Below are 22,976 nucleotides of genomic sequence, written 5' to 3'. Positions count from 1 at the left end.
CTCATGCTTGGGGAGCGCATTTGGCTGCTGACGCAGTGTCTTCCGGGTGTGCATAACTTTTTAGGGCCAATTGCGACACGTGGCTGGAGCCACGCCGAGACATCCGGCTTACGGGGCTCTGCTGAAGACGATTGTTGCCGATGAGTATCAGGTCAAAGGCAGGAGTGAGGATGAAATCAGTATCACCACTCATGGTGACCAAGGGGTGTTCCCTGAGAACCAGGACAACCTCTGCTGCGGCCAGCCCTGCGCCTCGAAAGGCTAAGCCGAACAGGCCGATTAAACTACGAATGGTCTGGCTGTCGTAGATGGCATCTTCGGTACCTTCATCGGAGAAACCGAAATACTGCTGCACGACATACATGCGCAGCAAGCGCGACAAGCCGATTACAGGGTGTCCGCGCTCGCGTGTGGTGTCGCTGTAGAACGGCACCGCTTGCGCCTCCAGTTGCGCCCAGGACACCAGCTGTTCCAGGTCAGCCAAGAAGCGATCGCGACGAGTCTGCCTTTACTTGCAGCGTCTCCCTAAATGGGTGACCGGTTTTATTAGACCACTACATCGGTAGGCCACAATCCGCCGCGCATCCTGGTGGGGGTATCGAGGGTATTTCTGGGGGTACATTGTTGCTTTTGCACGCCAGAAATACTGCCCTAGAGCCCTGTCCAAATGTTTTTTGTCAGTGATGAAAACATGTAGAACCAAAATCTGGGACCCCCTTTCAGCGCGTCGTCCTGCTGCAGAGCCTTCCGTCGCTCAGCGGGCACCCTCCCGCGAGCGGCAGGCCGAACAGAGGGTGAACAACCTAAAAAGGAGTTCCACCATGACACCAGCAAAACCCTCTACGTTACTGCTCGCACTGTGCCTAGGCTTCGCTGCCCCCCTTGCATTGGCCGCCACAGACCTGAACGATCAACGCGCCCCGGGCATGCAACCGCACGTCAATGGGCAAATGAACGGCCAAGGCGAGGCGACCGGCTCAGGAACACCAGGCGATGGCATGGGTACGGGTGATGGCGGTACTGATGACAATGGGACGAACAACACCGGAGGTGACGGTACCAACAGGGGCTCGGGAACCGGCAGTAATGGTTCTGGTGGTAGCGGCACTGGCTCGGGCAGTGGTAGCAGTGGCTCAGCCGGTAGTGGATCAGGCGCAGGTTCCGGCAGTTAGCTGAAATGGCAGGCCCTGCAGAAGCGGGGTGACGGGAGCGGATCGTCGCAGCGCAAGGCCCACGAGCCGCGCACTCAACGCCAATGCGTCATCAGCGCGCCCCGCATGCCGCTGACCGGGTCCTGCGCTGGGCGCGGCACCTTGGCGATGCGCGCCAGGGCGTACGGGTGCGCGGCGCTATCGGGCCGCTGAATGTCGTAGTCTTCCTGCCCTTGAGGATAGGCACCCACCACCAGGAAGTCATCGCTGCACGCGATGCAGCGATGGCCCGTGCCTGCCGGCAGCACCAGGACATCGCCCCGTTTCACGCTCATGCTTTGCCCAGACTCCCCGCCAAGCGTCAATCGGGCCCGCCCGCAGGCAATGCCCAGCGCCTCATGGGCGTTAGGGTGAAAGTGGTGATAATCGAAGATCCCGTCACGCCAGAGCGGAGTCCATTGGTGAGCCGCAAACAGGGCTTCGAAGGCACTGGCATTATCCCCGGACGGATCAAGCTTCAGCCGGTAGAGCAGTACGGGAAAACGGCTGTTCGGCGTCGCGCCGTCGTCTTCGAAATACAAAGCCTGCACGCTGGCATCCGCTGTACTCATGAGCGTCATGATGCGCATCCTGATCGGGTCATCGGTTCACTTTCGAACCCGCCGGCTGCTGCCAGGTTCCAGCCGACAGACCGGTGTACCTGACGTGACCGGCCAACATCACGCGGTGGAAACCTCTATCCGGGACGCCGGCCCCTATTTGAGGTCTATCGGTAAAAGGAGATAAACGATGAGTGCACGACTGAACGGCAAACGCGTGGCCTTTCTGGTCACCGATGGTTTCGAGCAGGTGGAGCTGACCGGCCCGCGTGAAGCGCTGGAAAACAGTGGCGCGGTGGTCGACATCCTGGGCGAGAAAGAAGGCAAGGTACGCGGCTGGAACCATGACAAACCCGCCGACGAGTTCGAAGTGGATGCGTCGTTCGAGGGTGCCCACCTCGACCTTTACGACGCCCTGGTGCTGCCCGGCGGCGTGCAGAACTCAGACACGATCCGCTTGAACACCGGTGCGCAAAAGCTGGTAAAGAGCCATGACGCGGCGGGCAAGCCGCTGGCCGTCATCTGCCACGGTGCCTGGTTGCTGGTGTCGAGTGGCTTGGTCAAAGGCAAGCGGATGACCAGCTACAAGACATTGCAGGACGACATTCGCAATGCGGGTGGCCTGTGGGTGGATGAGCAGGTGGTGGTGGATGGCAACCTGATCACCAGCCGCCAGCCGGACGATATTCCGGCCTTCAACGAGCAGTAGATCAAGGCGCTGGCAGGCTGAGCGCAGCGTTTCTGCGTCGCGCCCTCCGGTCGTGCTTCAGGGCGTCCCTAGGGCGCGGGTCACGCCAGTTGGATATAAACCGAATAGGTGCCTAGCAAGGCCCAGAAACCGAGAAAAATCCAAGGCGTGCGCAGGGAAAACAGCAGCGATTTGCGGTGCCCCGCCCGAGAGGTTTCCGCTTCGCAGAACAACGGGGATTCGTCGTAGGCCAAACCCATCATTGGCTCGCTGCGCAGCAAGTGGCTTTGCTTGAGCTGCCAATGCTCGATGATTCGAAAGGCCGCGCGGATGCCTGGCCAGGCGTTCAGCGTGCTCAGCACGCCGAGCAGTGCGAGAAACGCCGGCACCATCAACGTGAACATCTCGCCCCAGCTCTGGTTCAGGTTGCCCATCGACGACACGAACGCGATCACCAGGAATGACTGAGCCGCGAGGTAGGCATCGGTTCGGTTGGCCAGGATGGTGGTCTCGTACTGTATTTCGCGTCGATAGAAATCCAGACGCTCTTTTGGGGTACCGAACATCCTCGCATTCTGCTGATCGATCTCATGCTCGGGGGTGGTGGGTGTGATGATTCGAGGCACTTGGACGCTCCAGTCTCTGCTGACATTGTTGAGGCCCGCTGTTGCTGGCCTCAATGCTTCCTCTCCTCTTCACGACGCGCTGTTTTCTGCGCGGTCGAATCATGATCGGTGCCTGACGAGCCATCCGGTCGATGCGCATCATTGTCGCGTCTACTTCACCCTGAGCTTTTGACGGGGTCTGCGGTTTATGCTCGGCGTCTGTGTGTTTTTTCATGCCTGCCCTATCCTTTTCTCAATCATTCACATAGCGGTTCGGAGCCCAGCTCTGTATTTCCTACAGTGATATCAACGCGGGCAAGAAAGTTCAGGTCCAACAACAAAGCGAACCTGCGCTGAACCGGTGAACCATTTACATCGCCGATACGTCCACCGCAAAAGAACAACGAGTCGACACCAAGATGGCAAGTGATCCCGTACTGGCCGTGCTCGGCTATCTCAAAGACCATCACCTGGTACTCACCACTGCCGAGTCCTGTACAGCAGGCTGCATGGTCGCTTTGCTGGCGGCCTTCCCTGGTACAGGCGAGGTACTGGAAAGTGGCTATGTCGTCTATTCGCCCTCAGCCAAGAAACGTCTGCTCGGGGTAAGCCCGGAAACCATCGAACGGTACGGTCTGACCAGCGAGCCAGTCGCCTGGGAAATGGCCCTGGGGGCATTGAAGGACAGCGATGCCAACGTCGTGATTGCAACGACCGGTGTAGCCGGTCCTAGCCCAGAAACCGGGGTTTTACCCGGCACGCTGTGCTTTGCGTGGGCATTTGCCGGCGAGCCGACTGCCGTGTTTACCCGTACCCAGCGATTTTTTGGAGAGCGAGCGCAAGTCATGCACGACGGCGCCGTCTATGGACTGACCCGACTGATCCATTATCACGAGCGCTGGCTGCGGGGGGAGCGCGCCTGAGGGGTATGGCTATGGCGGATGATCAACGGGTGTCGAGACAGCACCTTGAAGGTGCCCCGAGCATGCGCCTTAAGGTACTAGCGATGATTGCGATAACGCTCGGTCAAGGACTGCACGCGGGTGACGTAGGTTTGCGTCTCGGCGTAGGGAGGCACCCCGTTGTACTCGACCACCGACGCTTCGCCGGCGTTGTAACCTGCCAACGCCAGCACCTGGTTGCCGTTGAAGCGCTTGAGCAGCCAGGCCAGGTAGCGCACGCCGCCACGAATGTTCTGCCGTGCGTCGAACGGATCGTCCACGGCGAAGCGCTCGGCGGTGGCGGGCATCAACTGCATCAGCCCTTGGGCGCCGGCCATGGAGATGGCGTTGGCGCGAAACGCCGATTCGGCATGTATCACGGCGCGGACCAACGCTCTGTCTACACCATATAGAGCCGCAGCGGCTTCGATCTCGCGCCGGTAGGATTGAGTGTCCAGGCGCAGTGAAGCGACGTTGAAATCCTTCGGCGCCATGCACAGATAGCAACCCTTGATGTAATAGAGATCAAGGACATCGACCCGTGCCGAGATCCCCACAGGACGCCGGCTTACATATTGCCGAACGCCCCGGTGCATGAAGGTGTACACCCGAACCCGCACCGCGCCAGGGTCGTCGAAATGCACAATCCGTGGCTGGGCCTTTGCCTTGACGCCAACAGCGGCGCCCGCCGAGCCATTCTCGCGGGTGCAGCGGGCGCTGGTGATGGCTTGGCGGGTGTAGCTGATGGTTCCGTCACTGGCCTGGCACTTGAACATGGCGCTGGCGCACAATGGCGCGACCAGCACGGCCAGCCCGATGCCACCAAGGAGGCTCCTGCGAGCCCATCGCCATGCCTGGGAACTCATCACATCGCTCCGCGCCGCCGATCAGGCCCGGGGCCTGCCTTTTGCCGGTCTGTTCCGGGTGCCCCGCCTGTTGTTCTGGTAGTTATACCCCTTGCCCCTCCCCTTGTAACCGGCCTTGCGACTGGCGTTGAAGCAGAGGCTCGATTCAACCCAGCGCATTGGCAAACGCCTCGGGCGTCGGGCTTTCTTCCCATTGCGCAACGCCTTCCGGCAGCGCCAGCCACGGCTGCTTGCGCCGCGTCCAGATGTGCGCAACCGGTACGAACTGCTCCGCCCCTTCCAGCACCCCGGCCCGGACCACGCGCATGCCAGGCGCTGCCGTGGTCTCGTTGAACAGCCGGGTATGGCACACACCGCAGGCATATTGCACAGAGGTCTGCCCCCGGTGCTCCTTGGCATAGGTGGCCGTCTCACCCGTCACGCGCACATCCGATGCCCCGCACAGCAGGTGCAGACCAAACGCGCTGCCGCTCCAGCGCTGGCAGTCGAGGCAATGACAGGCGTACAGCGGCGGCAGGTTCTGCGCTTCGATTTCGAGCGTGACGTACCCGCAATGGCACTGACCGGTGAATCCCATGCGTTGACTCCTTACAATGACGTCCGGAAATGTTCGGGGCGCATGATCCCCGTTCACAGGCCCTCGCAGAAGAGCAAAAAGGAAGCAACCGTTGGTCAAGAATGTATGAGCGGGCTTGAATGGGAAAGCCAACGGGTGTTCCTCGCGGTGCTGCGCTCGGGCAGCCTGAGCGGCGCCGCCAACCTGCTGGGCATAGCCCAGGCCACGGCGCGCCGGCGCCTGGATCATCTGGAGCGTGCGCTGGGCCTCAGTCTGTTCACCCGCACCTCCACGGGCCTTACGCCCACCAGCGGCGCGCAGCGCTTGATCGAGCATGTCGAGGCGATGGACCTCGCCGCCCAGGCCTTCAACCGCATGGCCAGCGCCGAAACGACGATGGACCAGGGCACGATCAGGCTCACGTGTGGCGAGCTGCTGGGAGTGGAGGTGCTGCCCGGTCTATTGCAAAATTTCCATCACGCTCATCCTGGACTGAAGCTCGAACTGAGCATCGCTGACGGGCTGGAAGACATCGCCAGGCTGCAATCGGATATCGCCGTGCGTTTGATGCGCCCCGTGGAGGCTGATATCGCAGCGCGGTGTGTGGGGCGGTTGCGGGTAGGCATTCATGCCAGTGCCAAGTGCCTGCAACGCTACGGCAAACCGGACAGCCTGCAGGCACTACGCCAGGGGCCGCTGATCGGGCCGGACCGCCGCTCGGCTGATCTGCGTCGGATCGTCGAAGCCGGGCTATGCGAAGCGGACCAACATTTCGCGATCGCCTCCGATAACCACCTTGCGCAACTGGCCGCGCTGAAAGCAGGGCTGGGTTTCGGTCTCTGTCCGACGCGGATTGCCAAGGAATACGAACTGATCGAAGTGCTGCCAGGCACTTTCGGCTTCGACGTCGAGGTGTGGATCGCGATGCACGGTGATCTTCGCAAGATCAAACGAATCGCCCGAGTATTCGATGTGCTGGGCGAGGCATTGCATGGCTATTTGCGCGAGGCCGACCGCTGAGGTCGGCAGAGACGCGGGTGCCGTCAGTTGAACACCCAAAGCACGCGGGTGGGCTTGTCCGTCAAGTTGGCATAACGGAACTTTGCATGGGATTGCAGCTGAAAACTGTCATTGGCATGAAGTGTCACAGGCTCGCCCTCGTCCAGCCAGACGGTCAGCTCGCCTTCGAGCACGAAGCAGCCCTGCTCCGAGCTGTCATTGAGGAATTCCTCGCCGCTGGTGGCCCCGGGTTCAAGGTGGCTATCGAGCATGGAAAACCCACCGGTGATGGTGGGTGATACCAGCACATCCTTGATACCACCGTCGAAATGCAACATACGGCGCTCATGCGGACGCGTTACCCAACTCAGGCCACGGGGCTTGTCCAGGTTGTAGAAGTACGCCGTCGATACACCGAGTGCTTCGCTGATGGCCGTCAAGTCCGCCACGGTCGGGCGTGAAACGCCGCGCTCAACCTGGGAGAGAAAGCCCACCGAACGACCGATGCGTTGCGCCAGCTCGCCCAGGGTCAGGCCCTTGAACTTGCGCAGGTCGCGAATCAGTGTGGCCAGCTCTTCAATTTCTTCGTGCACTAACGTGTGAACCATGATCAAGCGTGGCCAGTAATAAATGAATTATTGGCATGGAAAATACCTGAATAAATTCACAAATCAAGCGCGTGACGCGATGGGCGCCAGGACTTGCTCCTGGCGCTGAAACGAGCACTCCGGCAGGGCGCTGCGCCTCTGCCGGAGTGCCATGGCCTTATTGGATAGCCTGGTAGGTCAGGTCCAGGCACTTGCGGGCCTTTTCCACCAGTTCGTCGATCTCTTCGATGCTGATGACCAGTGGCGGCGCGATGATCATGGTGTCACCCACGGCGCGCATGATCAGGCCGTTATCGAAACAGTGCTGGCGGCAGATCATGCCGACGCCCTTGCCTTCGTAGCGCGCACGGGTGGCCTTGTCCTTCACCAGTTCGATCGCGCCCAGCATGCCCAGGCCACGGACTTCGCCCACCAGCGGGTGGTCGGCCAGCTCGCGCAGGCGCTGTTGCAGATAGGGCGCGGTTTTTTCGCGAACCTGCTCGATGATCTTCTCCTCGCGCAGGATACGCAGGTTTTCCAGGCCCACCGCCGCCGCCACCGGGTGACCGGAGTAGGTGAAGCCGTGGTTGAAGTCACCGCCTTCGCTGATCACCTTGGCAACGGTGTCACGCACGATCACGCCGCCCATGGGGATGTAGCCGGAGGTGAGGCCCTTGGCAATGGTCATCAGGTCGGGCTTGAGGTCGTAGTAGTCGGTACCGAACCACTCGCCGGTACGGCCGAAGCCGCAGATAACTTCGTCAGCCACGAAGAGGATGTCGTACTTGGCCAGGATTTCCTTGATCTTCGGCCAGTAGGTCTGCGGTGGGATGATCACGCCGCCGGCGCCCTGGATCGGTTCGGCGATGAAGGCGGCGACATTGTCCACGCCGACCTGCAGAATCTTCTCTTCCAGCTGCTGAGCTGCCCACACGCCAAACTCGGCCTCGGTCATGTCGCCGCCTTCGCCGAACCAGTACGGCTGCGGAATGTGCACGATGTCCGGGAGCTGGCCGCCCTGCTCGTGCATGCCGCTCATGCCGCCCAGGCCCGCACCGGCCACGGTGGAACCGTGGTAGCCGTTGATGCGGCCAATGATGACCTTCTTGTCTTTCTTGCCCTTGATCGCCCAGTAATGGCGAACCATGCGCAGCACGGTGTCGTTGCCTTCGGAGCCGGAGCCGGTGAAGAACACATGGTTCATGCCTTCAGGCGCCACGTCGGAAATCGCCTTGGCCAGCTCCAGCGCTGGCGGGTGCGCGGTCTGGAAGAACAGGTTGTAGTACGGCAGTTCCTTCATCTGCTTGCTGGCCACTTCGGCCAACTCGTCACGGCCGTAGCCGACGGCCACGCACCACAGGCCAGCCATGCCATCGAGGATCTTGTTGCCTTCGCTGTCCCACAGGTACACACCCTTGGCCGAGGTGATGATGCGGGGGCCTTTTTCGGCCAGTTGCTTGACGTCGCTGAACGGTGCCAGGTGATGGTCACGGCTCATCGCTTGCCAGGCCAGAGTCTGCGAATTCTTTTCACTCATTGACTTCTCTCCATCAAATAACGCAGTTGAACTGCGGGGAAACTTTCAGATTCGGCGTCGGCCGTTATTCAGGCCGATTTCAACATCAACTGGCGCAGTACCGAGCGTTGTCGGCACGCTTTACCAAAGGACTGGAAGATCGTCAGGTAATGGGGGTTGTCCATGACCTCGAACTCCGGGTGCCATTGAACGGCCAGGGCAAAACCCTTGCTGCCTTGAACCGAAATCGCTTCCACCAGACCATCAGGCGCAATGGCTTCCACCCTGAGCCCAGGCGCCAGCACATCGATGCCCTGGCCATGTATGGAATTGACGTCGATGACCGACGGAATGCCCATGCGGTCCATCAAGCCGCCGCGCTGGATATGCATCTTGTGGCGCGGGCCGTATTGCTTGGATACGGGCTCATCCTTGCCTTCTCGGTGGTCCATGAACGAGCCGGTTTCATGCACGCTCTGGTGCAAGGTGCCACCCAGGGCCACATTCATCTCCTGGAAGCCACGGCAAATGCCGAGCACCGGAACACCCGCGGCGATGGCCGCACGCATCAGCGGCAAGGTGGTGGCATCACGCAGCGGGTCGTGATGGGTGCCGGGTGCACTGGCCGGGCCGTTGTAGTGGAACGGTTCGATATTGGACGGCGAGCCGGTGAAGATCAGCCCATCCACCGTGTCAATTATGTCGGCGGTATCCATCAGTTCAGCGAGACTGGGAATCACGATAGGCAATCCACACGCCGCATTGGCCGCAGCGCGTGCGTACTTCTCACTGATTTTCTGGGTCGCATGCTCTTCAATCATGCTGGTGCATGCGGTGATGCCGATAACTGGCACACGTGGCATATCTCTCATCCTCCGGCAAATCACTATTGCGAGTAAGAATCAAACTTATGGGTAGAGGGTGCAGCGCAACGACTTGACGCTCGCTACTTACAAGAACCAGCGGTATTCGCGCGCATTGATTTCATTCAGGAAATCCAGTTGCTCCTGGCGTTTGTTTTCGCAATAGACCATCACGAACTCACTGCCCAGCCCCTCGTTGACCATCGGGTGCTGGCGCATGGCGGCCACTGCACTCAAGGCGTCCTTGGGGAAATCGATGCCGCTCTGGCGGTCGTCGTTCAGCGGGGCGATAGGTTCGACGCCGCGGTCCAGGCCAAACTCCATCCCGGTCAGGATCGCCGCCAGGACCAGGTACGGGTTGGCATCGGCGCCGGCGAGGCGGTGTTCGATCCGCAGGTTGCGTGGGTCAGACTCGGGAATGCGAATGCACGCATCACGGTCTTCGAAGCCCCAGCTCGCGCGGCTCGCCGCGTTGACCATGGCGCCGTAGCGGCGATAGGCATTGTGGTTGGGGGCGAAGATCGGCATGCAATGGGGCAGCAGCTCCAGGCAACCCGCCACCGCATGGCGCAGGTTGCGCTGCTCATGGCCGGCCAGGATGTTGTTGCCGGCTTCGTCGTACAGGCTCACGTGCACATGCATCCCGCTGCCCGGCGCGTCCAGGTAGGGCTTGCTCATGAAGCTGGCGCGGTGGCCATGTTTCATCGCGACACCGCGGGTACTGCGGCAGAACAGCGCCGACCAGTCCGCCGCGCTCAGCGGGTCGTCACTGTGGGAGAAGTTGATTTCGAACTGGCCAGGGCCAAGTTCGGCGGTAATGACGTTCGCCGGTACACCCTGCTCATTGGCGACGTCGACCATCTCGTGCAGCACGGAGGAGAACCGCGACAGCCGTTCGATGTGCATGTTCGGCTGGTCGTCTTCATCCTCGGTCGCGGTGTCGCGGGGGAACTGCGGCAGGCCGTCCTTGAGCTTGCGGTCGAACAGGTAGAACTCCAGCTCGAAGGCCACCACCGGGCGAATGCCACGCCGGGCGAGGCGCTCAACCACACGCGCCAGCACTTCGCGGGGTTCGAACTCGATAGGTTTCGCGGTGCCGTCCGAGGTGATCAGCATCTGCGCGATCACTTCCTTTTCCCAACGCACCGGTTTCAACGTACCCGGCACCAGGCGCCGAGGTGCATCCGGGTCACCGTCGGCAAAGCAATAGTCGCCAATCGGGTAGAGGCCACCCTGGGTGCCCAGCAATACGCAGTTCTGGGGCAACTTCAGCGGGGTGCCCGCTGCGACTTTCTCCAGCATGTCCATGGGGTAGCGCTTGCCATAGAAATGCCCGGGAATATCCAGTGCAATCAGGTCGACATAGCGCACTTCTGGATGTTCCGCTCGGAAAGCGCGTACTTCAGTCAACAGATCCGGAAAGATGACACTCATCTTCTTATCCTTGTTATGTGAACGAATTCAATTGAAAACCCAGAGCACGCGGGTGAGCTTTTCCGTCAGGTTGGCGTAACGGAAATGCGCGTGGGGTTGCAGCTGGAAGCTGTCGTTGGCCTTGAGGGTCACGGCGTCGCCTTCGTCGAGCCAGACCGTCAGTTCGCCCTCGAGCACGAAACAGCCCTGCTCGGAACGGTCGCTCAGGTACTGTTCGCCACTGGTCGCACCGGGCTCAAGACGGCTGTCGAGCATCGAGAAGGCGCCAGCGATGGTGGGTGAGGCCAGCACATCGGTAATGCCCGAACCCAGGTACAACGTGCGCCGCTCATGGGGGCGAGTCACCCAATTGACTTCGCGCGGCTTGCTCAGGTTGTAGAAGTACGCCGTCGAAACACCGAGTGTTTCGCTGATGGCGGTCAGGTCTGCCACGGTGGGGCGCGAAACACCCCGCTCAACCTGGGACAGGAAGCCAACCGAACGGTCGATGCGTTCAGCCAGTTCGCCCAGCGTCAGGTTCTTGAATTTGCGCAGGTCGTGAATAAGGATCGCCAGCGCTTCAACCTCTTCGTGCATCGTCATCGCTCAGCACCACCGTGAAAATATTGGACTTATTTTTCATGAAAAAATACATGAAAAATTTCACGAGTCAAGCGAGGCATGCGCATACGCCGTCGCGAGCGCTGGAAGAGATCCAGCGCTCGCGACGGTCATGAGGTTTGATTCAAGCGAAAGGTCCGGCGTGAAGGCTCACGCCAGAAAGGCAAGGCAACGCTAGAGGATGTCGGCTTCGCGCTCGATGATGCGGGTGATGATGGGGACCGGTGTCATCAAGTGCTCCAGCATCATCTTGCTGGCTTTGACGGCATCTCGCCCGAGGATGGTGGTGACCAGTTCGGCATGCTCTTCGCGCTTGAGCCGCAACGCTTCCTCGGACAATACCGTGCGCTTGAGCCAGATCTGGCGGTAGCGCTCAGCCTGGTCCTGGAGAAAAGCACGCGCCTGCAGCAGGCTCTTGGAGCCGCAACCACTGGCGATGGCGTTATGGAACGCCTTGTGCCGGGCATCCCAGACATCGACCATTTCCTGCGGGGTGTGCAGCTCGACCACCTTCGACAGCGTGTGTGAAGACGCCACGATGGACGCTTCCCAGGCTTCATCGCCCTTCTCTACCGCCAGCCCCACGATCAACGCCTCTAGATGCGCCCGGGCAATATAGACATCGACCATCTCGTCCAGCGACATGGTCGCCACCCGGTAGCCTTTCTGGTTGATGGCGCTGACCAGCCGCTCGCCCACAAGACGCGCCAGGACCTCGCGCATCGGCCCCACGCCGACGGCGTAGCGGTCTTTCAAGGCGCTCATCAGCAGCTTTTCACCGGGCCGGTACAGGCCGCGGAGAATGTCGGTCTTCAAGCGCGAATAGGCGGCATCCGATGTGGTTTCAGCGAGATCTGTCAGGTCCATCCAGCGGGTTCTCTTGCAAGGCGAACCCATCATACCGAACTCCACCCGGCAACGCGGAACGTTAACAAAAAGATTTAATGGTTACGTTTTCATAAAATGTAGACATTTTTAAATTTCAGCGATATTTTGGCGCCATCACTTGACCAGTTGATTCCAGGAGTCGCCATGAACGCCATCACCCATTTCGATATGCCCGTCCTCGAGCAGCCTGCCCTGCTGCAAGGCTTCACCCTGCAATCGACGCCGCAGTCCGACCGCCTGCTGGAGCTGCGCTTCAGCAAGGAAACCGTCGAGGCCTTCGTCGCTGCAGTCGCCGAGTGGCCAGTGCAGGCCCTTGAGTACAAGTCGTTCCTGCGCTTCCAGGTGGGCAAGATCCTCGATGACATCTGCCAGGGCACCCTGCGCCCGGTCATCGTCAATACCCTGCTCGACCGCAGCACCGGCGGCCTGCTGGTAGTGCCCGAAGGGCTGGACACCGTCGCCCAGGCTGACGACATGGTGAAACTCTCGACCGCTGTGGCCCACCTGCTTGGCCGTTCGAACTTCGATGCCATGAGTGGCCAGTTCTATGCGCGCTTCGTGGTCGAGAACGTCGACAACTCCGACAGCTACCTGCGCCAGCCACACCGGGTGATGGAACTGCACAACGACGGCACCTTCGTGAATCAGATCACCGACTACGTGCTGATGATGAAGATCGACGAGCAGAACATGGAAGGCGGCAATTCGCTGCTGCAGCACCTGGACGACTGGGCCGACCTGGACACCTTCTACAAGCACCCGCTGGCCCGCCGCGTGATGCGCTGGACCGCCCCGCCGAGCAAGAACACCCGCGAGGACGTGTTCCACGCCGTGTTCGACACCGACTCGGTTGGCCGCCCGACCATGCGCTACATCGACCAGTTCGTGCAGCCGGACAACTTCGAGGAAGGCACCTGGCTGTTCCAGCTGGGCGAGTCGCTGGAAAACAGCGCGAGCAAGGTCTCGATTCCGGTGGCCGTCGGCTCGTTCCTGCTGATCAACAACCTGTTCTGGCTGCATGGCCGTGACCGTTTCGTCGCTCACCCTGGCCTGCGTCGCGAACTGATGCGCCAGCGTGGCTACTTCAGCTTCCCGAAAATGGAACACCACCGCGGCCAAACCTCCAACTGATGGTCATGATGGCCTCGAGGGCTGGTAACTCGAGGCCATCCACCGCAGCGTGCTTTTCGCTTCTCAATGAGGGGTCATGCCCGCCCATGCCATCATGAGACGGAAAGCACCCGCGACAACGCCCAGCGCAATGACGCTGGCGACCCAGATAGCGATCAACCACGCCACGCGCTGAAACCGAGAAGCGCCACCACTGCTGCGACATTCCATACCCTCACCCATAGGCCACCTGCATCATCAGCAGTGCAGCCAACAGCAGTCCTCCTGCGCCCACTACGAGCATCAGCCCAAACTGTGCAACACCCCTGAAAACGGGTCTTGCCGTTTCACCGGCTTGAATATCTACCCTACCGTTCATGATTCAACCCTCAGCTTCAGTTAGCTTTTACCTGTTCATCGATGGCATCTATCAACCCATTCGCCCTATCGATTTGACTGCGTCAAATTGCCTCATATACCGTGCCGCGCTCTTCGAAGTTGGTTTTTCCCCTCCCATGAATTGAACCGCAGCCTGTCCCACTCCCTGCTTTTGTTAACCCTCCCAACGGCGTTACCGTCGTCCTTGCGTTCGAGTTGTTGAAATGTCTGTCAATACCCCCTCCCGGATCACCGAGCTGGCCATCGAAGCCGGCACTCGAAAAGCTCACCTGCCAATCCGTGCCACCTTGATCCTGGGCTTTCTGGCCGGGGCGTTCATTTCGCTGGGCTTTCTTCTGGCGATCCACGTCAGCACGATGATCCCGGCGCCCTGGGCCTCGTTCGGCAACCTGCTGGCCGCCGCGGTGTTTCCCATCGGCCTGATCCTGGTGATCCTGGCCGGTGGCGAGCTGCTCACGGGCAACATGATGAGCCTGCCGCTGGCGATGTTCGCCGGGCGTATCCGCCTCTGGGCGGTGGTGCGCAACTGGGCATGGGTGACCTTGGCCAACCTGCTCGGTGCCTTGTTCGTCGCCTACTTTTTCGGCCATCTGCTCGGGCTGACCGAAGGGCCGTACCTGAGCAAGACCCTGGCGGGCGCCACCAGCAAGGTCGACGCCGACTTCCTGCATGCCTTCGTGTCGGGTATCGGCTGCAACTGGCTGGTGTGCTTGGCCGTGTGGCTGTCGTACGCCAGCCGGGAAATGAGCGGCAAGATCCTGGGTATCTGGTTCCCGATCATGGCCTTTGTCGCGATCGGCTTTCAGCACGTGGTGGCCAACATGTTCCTGATTCCGGCGGCGATCTTTGCTGGTTACCTGAGCTGGTGGCAATTGCTGGATAACCTGCTGGCGGTGTTTCTGGGTAATGCCGTGGGTGGCGCGATTTTCGTGGGGTTGGCGTATTACGCGTCGTATGGTGCTCCGGCAGCGGAAACACGCGCCACTCAGTAAGGACGCAGGCCAGGGCTTCGCCCTGGATCGCCGGCAAGCCGGCTCCCACAGAGGTCGCGCCGCTATAACCCTGTGGGAGCCGGCTTGCCGGCGATAGGGCCTGAAAGGCCCTCAGTGATAGGCATCCCCCGGCTGCACCTTGCCGCGGAACACGTGGTAGCTCCAGAACGTGTACACCAGGATGATCGGGATGATGAACAGCGCCCCGATCAAGGCAAACAGCTGGCTGGTCAGCGGCGCAGCGGCCTGCCACAAGGTCACCCCCGGCGGCACGATGTTCGGCCAGATGCTGATCGCCAGCCCCAGGTAACCCAGGAACACCAAGCCCACCACGGCAATGAACGGCAAGTGCGAATGGCGCTTGCGCAAGGTCTTCTGGATCACCACCACCGCCACCACGGCCAGCAGCGCGATCAGCGCCGAGCGCAGCCAATGGCTGGCGCCGAACCAGCGCTGGGCGATGTCGTCATGCAGCCAGGCCGTCCAGGCGCAGATCACCACGATCACCGCAGCCAGCAGGTAAGTCAGCGGCCGGCTGTAGTGGCGCATGCGCGATTCGAGCATGCCGTCGGTCTTGATCAGCAGCCAGGTGCTGCCCAGCAGCGCATAGGTCAGCACCAGGCCCACACCGCAGAACAGTGGGAACGGCGCCAGCCAGTCCCAGCCCGAGCCTGCGAACTGGCGGTCTACTACCGGGATGCCGGAAATGTAGGTGCCGATCGCCACGCCCTGGAAGAAGGTCGCCAGCAACGAGCCGCCGATGAACGCCTTGTCCCACAGATGACGCTTGCTCGCTTCGGCCTTGAAGCGGAACTCGAAGGCCACGCCACGGAAGATCAACCCGGCCAGCACCAGCACCAGCGGCAGGTACAGGGCCTCGAGAATCACCGAATAAGCCAGCGGAAAGGCGCCGTACAACGCCGCCGCCCCGAGTACCGCCCAGGTCTCGTTGCCGTCCCACACGGGCGCCACGGTGTTCATCATCACATCACGATCACGGGCGTCGCTGATGAACGGGAAGAGGATTCCCAGCCCCAGGTCGAAGCCGTCCATGATCACGTACATCATCAGCCCGAAGGCGATGATCACGCCCCAGATGACCGACAGGTCGATACCTTGAATTGCCATTGTCATGCTCCTTCTCAGTCAGCCACGGCCAGCGGGCGACGCGCAGTGGCCAGCGAAACCGGTTGTGCCGGGGTCGGGTGATCGTCGTGGGCCGACGGCCCCTTGCGCACCAGGCGCATCATGTAGCCGATCCCCACGGTGAACACCGAGAAGTAGATGACCACGAAGGCTGCCAGGGTCAGGCTCATCTGCAGCGCGCTGTGGCCAGATGCAGCATCGGTGGTGCGCAGCATCCCGTAGACCACCCAGGGCTGACGGCCCACTTCCGTGGTGAACCAGCCGGCCAGCAGGGCGATCAGCCCTGATGGGCCCATCAGCAGGGCGAACCAGAGGAAGGCGCGGGCGCGGTACAGCGCGCCGTTGCGGCGCAGCGCCAGGGCCAGCAACGCGCAGGCCAGCATCAGCATGCCCAGCCCGGCCATGACCCGGAAGCTCCAGAAGATGATCGTCGAGTTGGGGCGGTCCTCCTTGGCGAAGCTCTTCAAGGCCGGGATCTGCTTGTCCAGGCTGTGGGTCAGGATCAGGCTGCCCAGGTACGGCACCTCGATGTTGTAGCGGGTGATTTCCGCGTCCATGTCCGGCAGGCCGAACAGCACCAGTGGCGAGGCCTCGCCCGGCTTGTTCTCCCAGTGCCCTTCGATGGCGGCGATCTTCGCCGGCTGGTGCTCCAGGGTGTTCAGGCCGTGGGCGTCACCGACCACCACCTGCACGGGTGTGGCGATGAGCACCATCCACATGGCCATCGACAGCATCTTGCGCACCTGCGGGGTGTTGCGGCCACGCAGCAGGTGCCAGGCGGCGGACGCTGCGACGAAGAACGCGGTGGACAGGAACGCGGCCAGTGCCATGTGCGCCAGGCGATAAGGGAACGACGGGTTGAAGACGATCTTGAACCAGTCCAGCGGCATCACCCGGCCATCGATGATCTCGATGCCCTGCGGCGTCTGCATCCAGCTGTTCGAGGAGAGAATCCAGAACATCGAGATCAGCGTGCCGATGGCCACCATGACCGTGGCGAAGAAGTGCAGCTTGCGCCCTACCCGGTCCCAGCCAAACAGCATCACACCGAGGAAGCCCGCTTCGAGGAAGAACGCGGTCAGCACCTCGTAGGTGAGCAACGGGCCGGTCACGCTGCCGGCGAAATCGGAGAAGCGCGCCCAGTTGGTGCCGAACTCGTAAGCCATCACCAGGCCCGAGACCACGCCCATGCCGAAGTTGACGGCGAAGATCTTCGACCAGAATTTGTAGAGGTCCTTGTAGACCCCGTTACCGGTTTTCAGCCAGCAGCCTTCGAGCACGGCGAGGAAGCTGGCCAGGCCAATGGTGATGGCCGGGAAAATGATGTGGAACGAGACCGTGAAGGCGAACTGCAGCCGCGCCAGGTCCAGTGCACTCAGATTCGACATGACAATATCCTTGTGGACAGGCAGGTATCGCCCGGGCGGCGGCCAAACAGGCGCCGCACGCCCGAGGGCCCGCAGTCGATGAATGAAGGAAAGTGAGGGTTATTCGGCGACAGCGTGGATCAGGGCATCCGGCTGCGCGCGCTCAAGGCGTATGGCGACGAACTTCGAGGTCGGTGTGAAGGTCTGGTCGCCGTAGCTTTCCAGGGGCACCAGCGGGTTGGTCTCCGGGTAGTAGGCGGCCGCCTGGCCAGCAGGAATGTCGTAGGCCACCAGGGTAAAGCCACTGACTCGCCGCTCAAGACCGTCTTCCCACAACGACACCATGTCCACCTTGTCACCGGGCGCGAAGCCCAGGCTCAGGATGTCGGCCTCGTTGGCAAAGACCACTTCACGCAGGCCGAACACGCCGCGGTAGCGGTCGTCCAGGCCGTACAGGGTGGTGTTGTACTGGTCGTGCGAACGCAGGGTCTGCAGGATCAGGTCGGGTTTGTCGCCACGGGCCAGCACCGCTTCGTTGACCAGTTGCTCTGGCAGCGCAGTAGCGCTGAACTGCGCCTTGCCGCTGGCCGTGTTCCACTCGCGCTCGGCGGCGGCGTTGCCCAGGTAGAAACCACCGGGGTGCTGCAGACGCGCATTGAAGTCGGTGAAGCCGGGGATGGTGTCGGCGATCAGGTCACGGATGCGTGCGTAGTCGGCCACCACCCAGGCCCAGTCAATCGGCCGGTCACCCAGGGTGGCCTTGGCCATGCCGGCGATGATCGAAGGTTCCGAACGCAGCAACGGCGAACGTGGTTTCAACTGGCCGTGGGAAATGTGCACCATGCTGAAGGTGTCTTCCACGGTGACACCCTGCGGGCCTTCGGCCTGCACATCGATCTCGGTGCGGCCCAGGCACGGCAGGATCAGCGCGTCGCGGCCGGTGACCAGGTGCGAGCGGTTGAGCTTGGTGGAGATATGCACGGTCAGTTCGCAGTTGCGCAGCGCCACATGGGTACGCGGGGTGTCCGGCGTGGCCTGGGCGAAGTTGCCGCCCAGGGCGATGAACACCTTGGTGCGCTGCTCTTCCATGGCCTGGATCGCCAGCACGGCGTTGTGCCCGTGGCCGCGTGGCACGTCGATGCCGAAGCGCCGCTGCAGGTTGTCGAGCAGCCAGGTCGGCGGCTTTTCGTCGATGCCCATGGTGCGGTCGCCCTGCACGTTGCTGTGGCCGCGCACTGGCGACAGGCCGGCGCCCGGGCGGCCGACGTTGCCGCGCAGCAGCTGCAGGTTGACGATTTCCTGCACGGTCGGCACCGAGTGGCGGTGCTGGGTCACGCCCATGGCCCAGCACATGATCACCCGCTCGGCCTTGCGGTACATGCGCGCGGCCAGTTCGATGTCGGCCTTGCTCAGGCCGGACTGCTCGACGATGTGCCCCCAGGAGGTGGCATCGACCTGCGCCAGGTAGGCGTCCATGCCGTCGGTATGGGCCTTGATGAAGGCATGGTCGAACACCGCCGGCATGCCGTTGGCCTGGGCTTCGCGCTCCCACTGCAGGAGGAACTTGGCCATGCCGCGAAATGCCGCCATGTCGCCGCCCAGGGCCGGGCGGAAGTAGGCGGTGTTGGTCGGCTCGGAACCGTTGCTGAGCATCTCGAACGGGTGCTGTGGGTGCTGGAAGCGCTCCAGGCCACGCTCTTTGAGCGGGTTGAAGCACACCACCTGGGCGCCGCGCTCCACCGCCTCACGCAGCGGTTCGAGCATGCGCGGGTGGTTGGTGCCGGGGTTCTGGCCGATGACGAAGATCGCGTCGGCCTGCTCCAGGTCATGGAACACCACGGTGCCCTTGCCCACCCCCAGGGTTTCGCCCATGCCCAGGCCGCTGGCCTCGTGGCACATGTTCGAGCAATCGGGGAAGTTGTTGGTGCCGAAGCTGCGCACGAACAGCTGATAGAGGAACGCGGCCTCGTTGCTGGCCCGGCCGGAGGTGTAGAAGTCGGCCTGGTCGGGTGATTCGAGGCTGTTCAGGTGCCGGGCGATCAGGGCGAAGGCTTCGTCCCAGCTGATCTCGACGTAGTGGTCGGTGGTGGCGTCGTAACGCATGGGGTGGGTCAGGCGGCCCTGGTATTCGAGCCAGTAGTCGCTCTGTTCGAGCAAGGCGCTGACGCTGTAGCGGGCGAAGAAGTCCGGATCGACCGAGCGGCCGGTGGCCTCCCAGTTCACCGCCTTGGCGCCGTTCTCGCAGAACTTGACCATGCCGTTTTCGGGCGACTCGCCCCAGGCGCAGCCCGGGCAGTCGAAACCGTTGTTCTGGTTGGTCTTGAGCATCATGCGCACGTTCTTGACGGCATTCTCACTGCCCAGCCAGGCCTTCGTCACGCCCATGAGCGCGCCCCAACCGGCGGCCGGTCCGTTGTAACTTTTAATATGGTCTTCTTCGTTCATCACGGGTCACCCTTGATCGCGACTGGCGGAATAATCAGTGCGAAGTTTCATTGGGTTTGAATAACTAACTTCGACACTGTTGACCCGTGCAGGCTATTTTTGCGGGGCGCTGTCGTCAAATCAAAAGAAATGACCGGTTGATCGGTGATTTCTATCATGGTGTCGTGATAGAGCATACCGATCAACCAGTCATTAATTATGATTGGACGGGGTTAGTTCTCCGCTCATAAACTATTACCGAGCCGAAACTTTATTAATGTGCCTGCCATTGGATCCTGGGGCTGCCTTGCAGCCCAATCGCCGGCAAGCCGGCTCCCACAGGATCACCACAGTTCCTGAAATCTGTGGTGATCCTGTGGGAGCCGGCTTGCCGGCGATTGGGCCGCTGCAGACTGTGCGGGACTACCCCACCAGCCCATCAAATGAAATGAAATCGAGCACATCCCCCGCCTCGAACGTCTCCCCCGCGGGCACTTCCAGCAGCCCGTCCGCCTGCACCGCGCTGAGCAAGGTCGCCGAACTCTGGTTCTCCAGCAAGCGCGCGCGCCCACCGTCAAGCCGCACCCGCAGGTACTCCTGGCGCTTGCCCGCCTTCGGCCAGGCGAACCCCGCCACCACAGGCACCCGCATCGGTTCTACCCGTTCAACACCCATGCGCACCAAGAGATAAGGCCGAGCCAACAACAGAAACGTCACCAGCGCCGATCCCGGATTACCCGGCAACCCCAGCAACGGCACGCCACCCACATGGCCAAAGGTGAAAGGCTTGCCCGGCTTGATCGCCAGCTTCCACAGCTGCACATCACCCGACTCGCGCAACAGCGCACCAATACAGTCGGCATCACCCACCGACACCCCGCCGCTGGTGATGATCAGCTCGGCACCATGCACCTCGACCAGCGCCGCACGCAGCAGCGCAGGCTCATCCGGCACACGGCCCAAGTCGATCACCTCGCACCCCAAACGCTCCAGCAGTGCGGTCAGCACCACACGGTTGCTGTCATGGATCTGCCCAAGCCCAAGGTTCTCACCCTCGCCTGCCAGCTCGTCACCGCTGGACAGCAGCGCCACCCTGGGCCGGCGCACTACCGGCACCTGGGTGATGCCTTGCGAAGCCAGCACTCCCAGGGCAATCGGCTTCAGCACCGTGCCGGCGGCCAGCAAAGGCGCGCCGGCACGGATCTCGTTGCCCTGCGGGCGGATATTGGCACCCCGCCGCAGCGGCGTAAGCGAGCTTACCCGCCCCTGCGCATCGACCTCGCAATTCTCCTGCAGCTGCACGCAGTCGGCGCCCGCCGGTACGGGCGCGCCGGTGAACACCCGCGCACAGGTGCCGGCCTGCAACGGCCGGGGAGCTTCGCCTGCGAATACAGTCTGCGACACCGGCAGCGGTTGGGCTTGCAGGTCGTCGAAACGCAAGGCGTACCCATCCATGGCACTGTTGTCCCACGGCGGCAGGTCGATGGCGGCGCGCAGGTCCTCGGCCAGCACGCGCCCGTCGGCCTGACGCAGGGCAACCTGCTCGTACGCCGTCAACGGCGCCGCCCTGGCCAGCGCCAACAGCTGGCGCAGGGCCTCGTCGACCGCCATCAACGTACTCACGAGCGCGTTGCGCACAGAGTGGCAGCCTTCAAGTGAGGCACGAAGTTGCAAGGGCGGTGGCGGGCATCCAACTGCTCGACCAGGATGCCCTCCCAGGCCGTGCGGCAGGCACCGGTGGAACCCGGCAGGCAGCACACCAGGGTGCCGTTGGCCAGGCCCGCCAGCGCGCGGCTCTGTACCGTGGAGGTGCCGATATCGAGGATCGACAGGGCGCGGAACAACTCACCGAAACCGTCGATGTGCTTGTCCAGCAGGCAGCTGACCGCCTCCGGGGTGCTGTCGCGCCCGGTAAAACCGGTGCCCCCGGTGATCAGCACCACCTGCACGTCTTCATCGGCGATCCAGCCGGCCACCTGGGCGCGGATCTTGTACAGGTCGTCCTTGAGCAACACCCTGGCCACCAGGCGATGACCCATGTCCACCGCGCGACTGGCCAGCAGCTCGCCGGAGCTATCGGTTTCGAAGGTACGGGTATCGCTGACGGTCAGGACGGCGATATTCAGCGGAACGAATACGGCAGTGGGTTTAACACTCATGGTTGGACACTCTAATAATTCGACAAAATTGCCGAGAAACTAGACCGCCGTTGAAACTGCGTCCAATCGATAATATGCAATACACAATAAGTCTCCTCTATCACGCGCGATCATCAGCGGGGTCTATCGCGTCTTCGTTAATTCCCATTGGACGACAGTTACGCTTCAACTTACTTTTGCCCAGCGTTAACGCTGGCCGTACTCATAAATTCAAATGCCCGCTCTCGATGCGCATTTTCAAACTTGATCGGCAAGGCGAGTCCTCCCATTCAACTTGCCCCTGGAGCTTTCATGATCGACACACCCGAGTCACCCTGTCCCCTCACTCACCTGGACAGCAGCGGCCACGCGCACATGGTCGATGTCAGCGACAAACCGGACACCCGTCGCGAGGCGTTGGCCGAAGCCTGGGTGCGAATGAAACCGGAAACCCTGGCCCTGATCTGTGCCGGTGGCCACCCCAAGGGCGATGTCTTCGCCGTGGCACGGATCGCCGGGATCATGGCTGCCAAGCGAACCCACGAGCTCATCCCGCTTTGCCACCCGCTGCTGCTGACGGCGGTCAGTGTCGAACTCAAGGCCGTAGCCCCGGACTCGGTGCGGATCATCGCCAGCTGCGCACTCAATGGTGCGACCGGCGTCGAGATGGAGGCCCTGACTGCCGCCAGCGTCGCCGCCCTGACCCTGTACGACATGTGCAAGGCCGCCGACCGCAGCCTGCAGATCGACTGGCTGCGCCTGCTGCGAAAGTCGGGTGGGCGCTCGGGCTTGTACCAGGCCGAGGTGACGCCATGATCCGGGTGAACTACTTCGCGCGCTATCGTGAGCTGCTCGGCAGCGAGGGTGAGGCGCTGCCATGGGCGCCGACGCTGACCACCCTGGGCGCGCTGCGCGCGGAACTGGTCGGCCGAGGTGGCCTGTGGGCGCAAACCCTCGGCCAGGCCAACCTGATGTGCGCACGCAACGAGGAACTGTGCACACTGGACGAGCCGCTGTGCGATGGCGACGCCATCGCTTTCTTTCCACCGGTCACAGGGGGCTAGGCGCTTGCCCGCCCGCTGAGCGATGCCTGCCACGTCGTGTCGA

The 22,976-nt window shown here is 61.9% G+C and carries 23 protein-coding genes and 1 pseudogene; 7 read left to right on the top strand and 17 right to left on the bottom strand.

The window, feature by feature from the left end; all coding sequences use genetic code 11:
- Positions 1–271 precede the first annotated feature (271 nt).
- Positions 272–508 (bottom strand): annotated as a pseudogene (locus tag ACIPZB_RS08885) (transposase); the annotation flags it as partial.
- 738 nt (positions 509–1,246) lie between these two features.
- Positions 1,247–1,771, bottom strand: a complete 525-nt coding sequence (locus ACIPZB_RS08880) for a cupin domain-containing protein (RefSeq protein ID WP_400639881.1) — start codon at positions 1,769–1,771, stop codon at positions 1,247–1,249.
- Positions 1,772–1,940: 169 nt separating this feature from the next.
- On the opposite strand from ACIPZB_RS08880, the gene ACIPZB_RS08875 reads away from it, so the two are divergent.
- Positions 1,941–2,459 (top strand): type 1 glutamine amidotransferase domain-containing protein, encoded by a 519-nt coding sequence (locus tag ACIPZB_RS08875; protein WP_400639880.1) that lies wholly within the window; start codon positions 1,941–1,943, stop codon positions 2,457–2,459.
- Positions 2,460–2,539: 80 nt separating this feature from the next.
- Here ACIPZB_RS08875 and ACIPZB_RS08870 read toward each other — a convergent pair whose 3' ends face one another.
- The gene (locus ACIPZB_RS08870; protein WP_400639879.1) at positions 2,540–3,064 is read right to left on the bottom strand and encodes a hypothetical protein; all 525 of its coding nucleotides are present in this window, start codon (positions 3,062–3,064) and stop codon (positions 2,540–2,542) included.
- A 398-nt stretch (positions 3,065–3,462) separates the two neighbouring features.
- On the opposite strand from ACIPZB_RS08870, the gene ACIPZB_RS08865 reads away from it, so the two are divergent.
- The gene (locus tag ACIPZB_RS08865; protein WP_400639878.1) at positions 3,463–3,966 is read left to right on the top strand and encodes a CinA family protein; all 504 of its coding nucleotides are present in this window, start codon (positions 3,463–3,465) and stop codon (positions 3,964–3,966) included.
- A 77-nt stretch (positions 3,967–4,043) separates the two neighbouring features.
- Here ACIPZB_RS08865 and ACIPZB_RS08860 read toward each other — a convergent pair whose 3' ends face one another.
- Positions 4,044–4,850, bottom strand: a complete 807-nt coding sequence (locus ACIPZB_RS08860) for a lytic transglycosylase domain-containing protein (protein ID WP_400639877.1) — start codon at positions 4,848–4,850, stop codon at positions 4,044–4,046.
- A 145-nt stretch (positions 4,851–4,995) separates the two neighbouring features.
- Positions 4,996–5,427: a GFA family protein gene (locus tag ACIPZB_RS08855; RefSeq protein WP_400639876.1), complete on the bottom strand. Its 432-nt coding sequence runs from the start codon at positions 5,425–5,427 to the stop codon at positions 4,996–4,998.
- 105 nt (positions 5,428–5,532) lie between these two features.
- Between ACIPZB_RS08855 and ACIPZB_RS08850 the strand changes: the two genes are divergently transcribed.
- Complete coding sequence (locus ACIPZB_RS08850; RefSeq protein ID WP_400640132.1) at positions 5,533–6,426, top strand: LysR family transcriptional regulator; 894 nt, start codon at positions 5,533–5,535, stop codon at positions 6,424–6,426.
- 23 nt (positions 6,427–6,449) lie between these two features.
- Here ACIPZB_RS08850 and ACIPZB_RS08845 read toward each other — a convergent pair whose 3' ends face one another.
- The 6 genes from ACIPZB_RS08845 to csiR form a co-directional block, all read right to left on the bottom strand.
- Positions 6,450–7,013 (bottom strand): helix-turn-helix domain-containing protein, encoded by a 564-nt coding sequence (locus ACIPZB_RS08845; protein WP_008095244.1) that lies wholly within the window; start codon positions 7,011–7,013, stop codon positions 6,450–6,452.
- A gap of 157 nt (positions 7,014–7,170) precedes the next feature.
- A complete protein-coding gene (locus ACIPZB_RS08840) occupies positions 7,171–8,529 on the bottom strand; it encodes an aspartate aminotransferase family protein (RefSeq protein WP_400639875.1) in 1,359 nt (452 codons plus the stop codon).
- Between the two features lie 68 nt (positions 8,530–8,597).
- The gene (locus ACIPZB_RS08835) at positions 8,598–9,371 is read right to left on the bottom strand and encodes a gamma-glutamyl-gamma-aminobutyrate hydrolase family protein (protein WP_400639874.1); all 774 of its coding nucleotides are present in this window, start codon (positions 9,369–9,371) and stop codon (positions 8,598–8,600) included.
- An 87-nt stretch (positions 9,372–9,458) separates the two neighbouring features.
- Positions 9,459–10,805, bottom strand: a complete 1,347-nt coding sequence (locus ACIPZB_RS08830; protein ID WP_400639873.1) for a glutamine synthetase family protein — start codon at positions 10,803–10,805, stop codon at positions 9,459–9,461.
- Positions 10,806–10,832: 27 nt separating this feature from the next.
- Complete coding sequence (locus tag ACIPZB_RS08825) at positions 10,833–11,387, bottom strand: helix-turn-helix domain-containing protein (protein ID WP_043273668.1); 555 nt, start codon at positions 11,385–11,387, stop codon at positions 10,833–10,835.
- A 192-nt stretch (positions 11,388–11,579) separates the two neighbouring features.
- Positions 11,580–12,272 (bottom strand): DNA-binding transcriptional regulator CsiR, encoded by a 693-nt coding sequence (csiR, locus tag ACIPZB_RS08820; RefSeq protein ID WP_400639872.1) that lies wholly within the window; start codon positions 12,270–12,272, stop codon positions 11,580–11,582.
- 165 nt (positions 12,273–12,437) lie between these two features.
- On the opposite strand from csiR, the gene glaH reads away from it, so the two are divergent.
- Positions 12,438–13,424, top strand: a complete 987-nt coding sequence (glaH, locus tag ACIPZB_RS08815) for a glutarate dioxygenase GlaH (RefSeq protein WP_400639871.1) — start codon at positions 12,438–12,440, stop codon at positions 13,422–13,424.
- 63 nt (positions 13,425–13,487) lie between these two features.
- Here glaH and ACIPZB_RS08810 read toward each other — a convergent pair whose 3' ends face one another.
- On the bottom strand, positions 13,488–13,634 hold the full coding sequence (locus ACIPZB_RS08810) for a DUF2474 domain-containing protein (RefSeq protein WP_081502544.1): 147 nt from the start codon (positions 13,632–13,634) through the stop codon (positions 13,488–13,490).
- A gap of 371 nt (positions 13,635–14,005) precedes the next feature.
- On the opposite strand from ACIPZB_RS08810, the gene ACIPZB_RS08805 reads away from it, so the two are divergent.
- Positions 14,006–14,794: a formate/nitrite transporter family protein gene (locus ACIPZB_RS08805; protein ID WP_400639870.1), complete on the top strand. Its 789-nt coding sequence runs from the start codon at positions 14,006–14,008 to the stop codon at positions 14,792–14,794.
- A gap of 111 nt (positions 14,795–14,905) precedes the next feature.
- Here the strand turns inward: ACIPZB_RS08805 and cydB are convergent, their stop codons facing one another.
- From cydB to moaB, 5 genes are all read right to left on the bottom strand, one after another.
- Positions 14,906–15,922 carry a cytochrome d ubiquinol oxidase subunit II gene (gene cydB / locus ACIPZB_RS08800; protein ID WP_400639869.1) on the bottom strand — a complete coding sequence of 339 codons (1,017 nt, stop codon included), beginning with the start codon at positions 15,920–15,922 and terminating at the stop codon, positions 14,906–14,908.
- Between the two features lie 14 nt (positions 15,923–15,936).
- Positions 15,937–17,328 (bottom strand): cytochrome ubiquinol oxidase subunit I, encoded by a 1,392-nt coding sequence (locus ACIPZB_RS08795; RefSeq protein ID WP_400639868.1) that lies wholly within the window; start codon positions 17,326–17,328, stop codon positions 15,937–15,939.
- A gap of 99 nt (positions 17,329–17,427) precedes the next feature.
- A complete protein-coding gene (locus ACIPZB_RS08790; protein WP_400639867.1) occupies positions 17,428–19,752 on the bottom strand; it encodes an FdhF/YdeP family oxidoreductase in 2,325 nt (774 codons plus the stop codon).
- A gap of 402 nt (positions 19,753–20,154) precedes the next feature.
- Entirely contained in the window at positions 20,155–21,342 is a 1,188-nt protein-coding gene (gene glp / locus ACIPZB_RS08785; protein ID WP_400640131.1) for a gephyrin-like molybdotransferase Glp, read from the bottom strand.
- Between the two features lie 8 nt (positions 21,343–21,350).
- Positions 21,351–21,890, bottom strand: a complete 540-nt coding sequence (moaB, locus tag ACIPZB_RS08780) for a molybdenum cofactor biosynthesis protein B (RefSeq protein ID WP_400639866.1) — start codon at positions 21,888–21,890, stop codon at positions 21,351–21,353.
- 291 nt (positions 21,891–22,181) lie between these two features.
- Between moaB and moaC the strand changes: the two genes are divergently transcribed.
- Both moaC and ACIPZB_RS08770 read left to right on the top strand, forming a co-directional pair.
- A complete protein-coding gene (moaC, locus tag ACIPZB_RS08775) occupies positions 22,182–22,685 on the top strand; it encodes a cyclic pyranopterin monophosphate synthase MoaC (protein ID WP_400639865.1) in 504 nt (167 codons plus the stop codon).
- Complete coding sequence (locus ACIPZB_RS08770; protein WP_400639864.1) at positions 22,682–22,933, top strand: MoaD/ThiS family protein; 252 nt, start codon at positions 22,682–22,684, stop codon at positions 22,931–22,933. Before moaC ends, ACIPZB_RS08770 begins: the two co-directional genes overlap by 4 nt.
- Positions 22,934–22,976: the final 43 nt, after the last annotated feature.

Source organism: Pseudomonas sp. NPDC089396, assembly GCF_044749545.1.
Classification (GTDB): Bacteria; Pseudomonadota; Gammaproteobacteria; order Pseudomonadales; family Pseudomonadaceae; genus Aquipseudomonas.
This window is presented reverse-complemented; position numbering and strand designations above follow the sequence as displayed.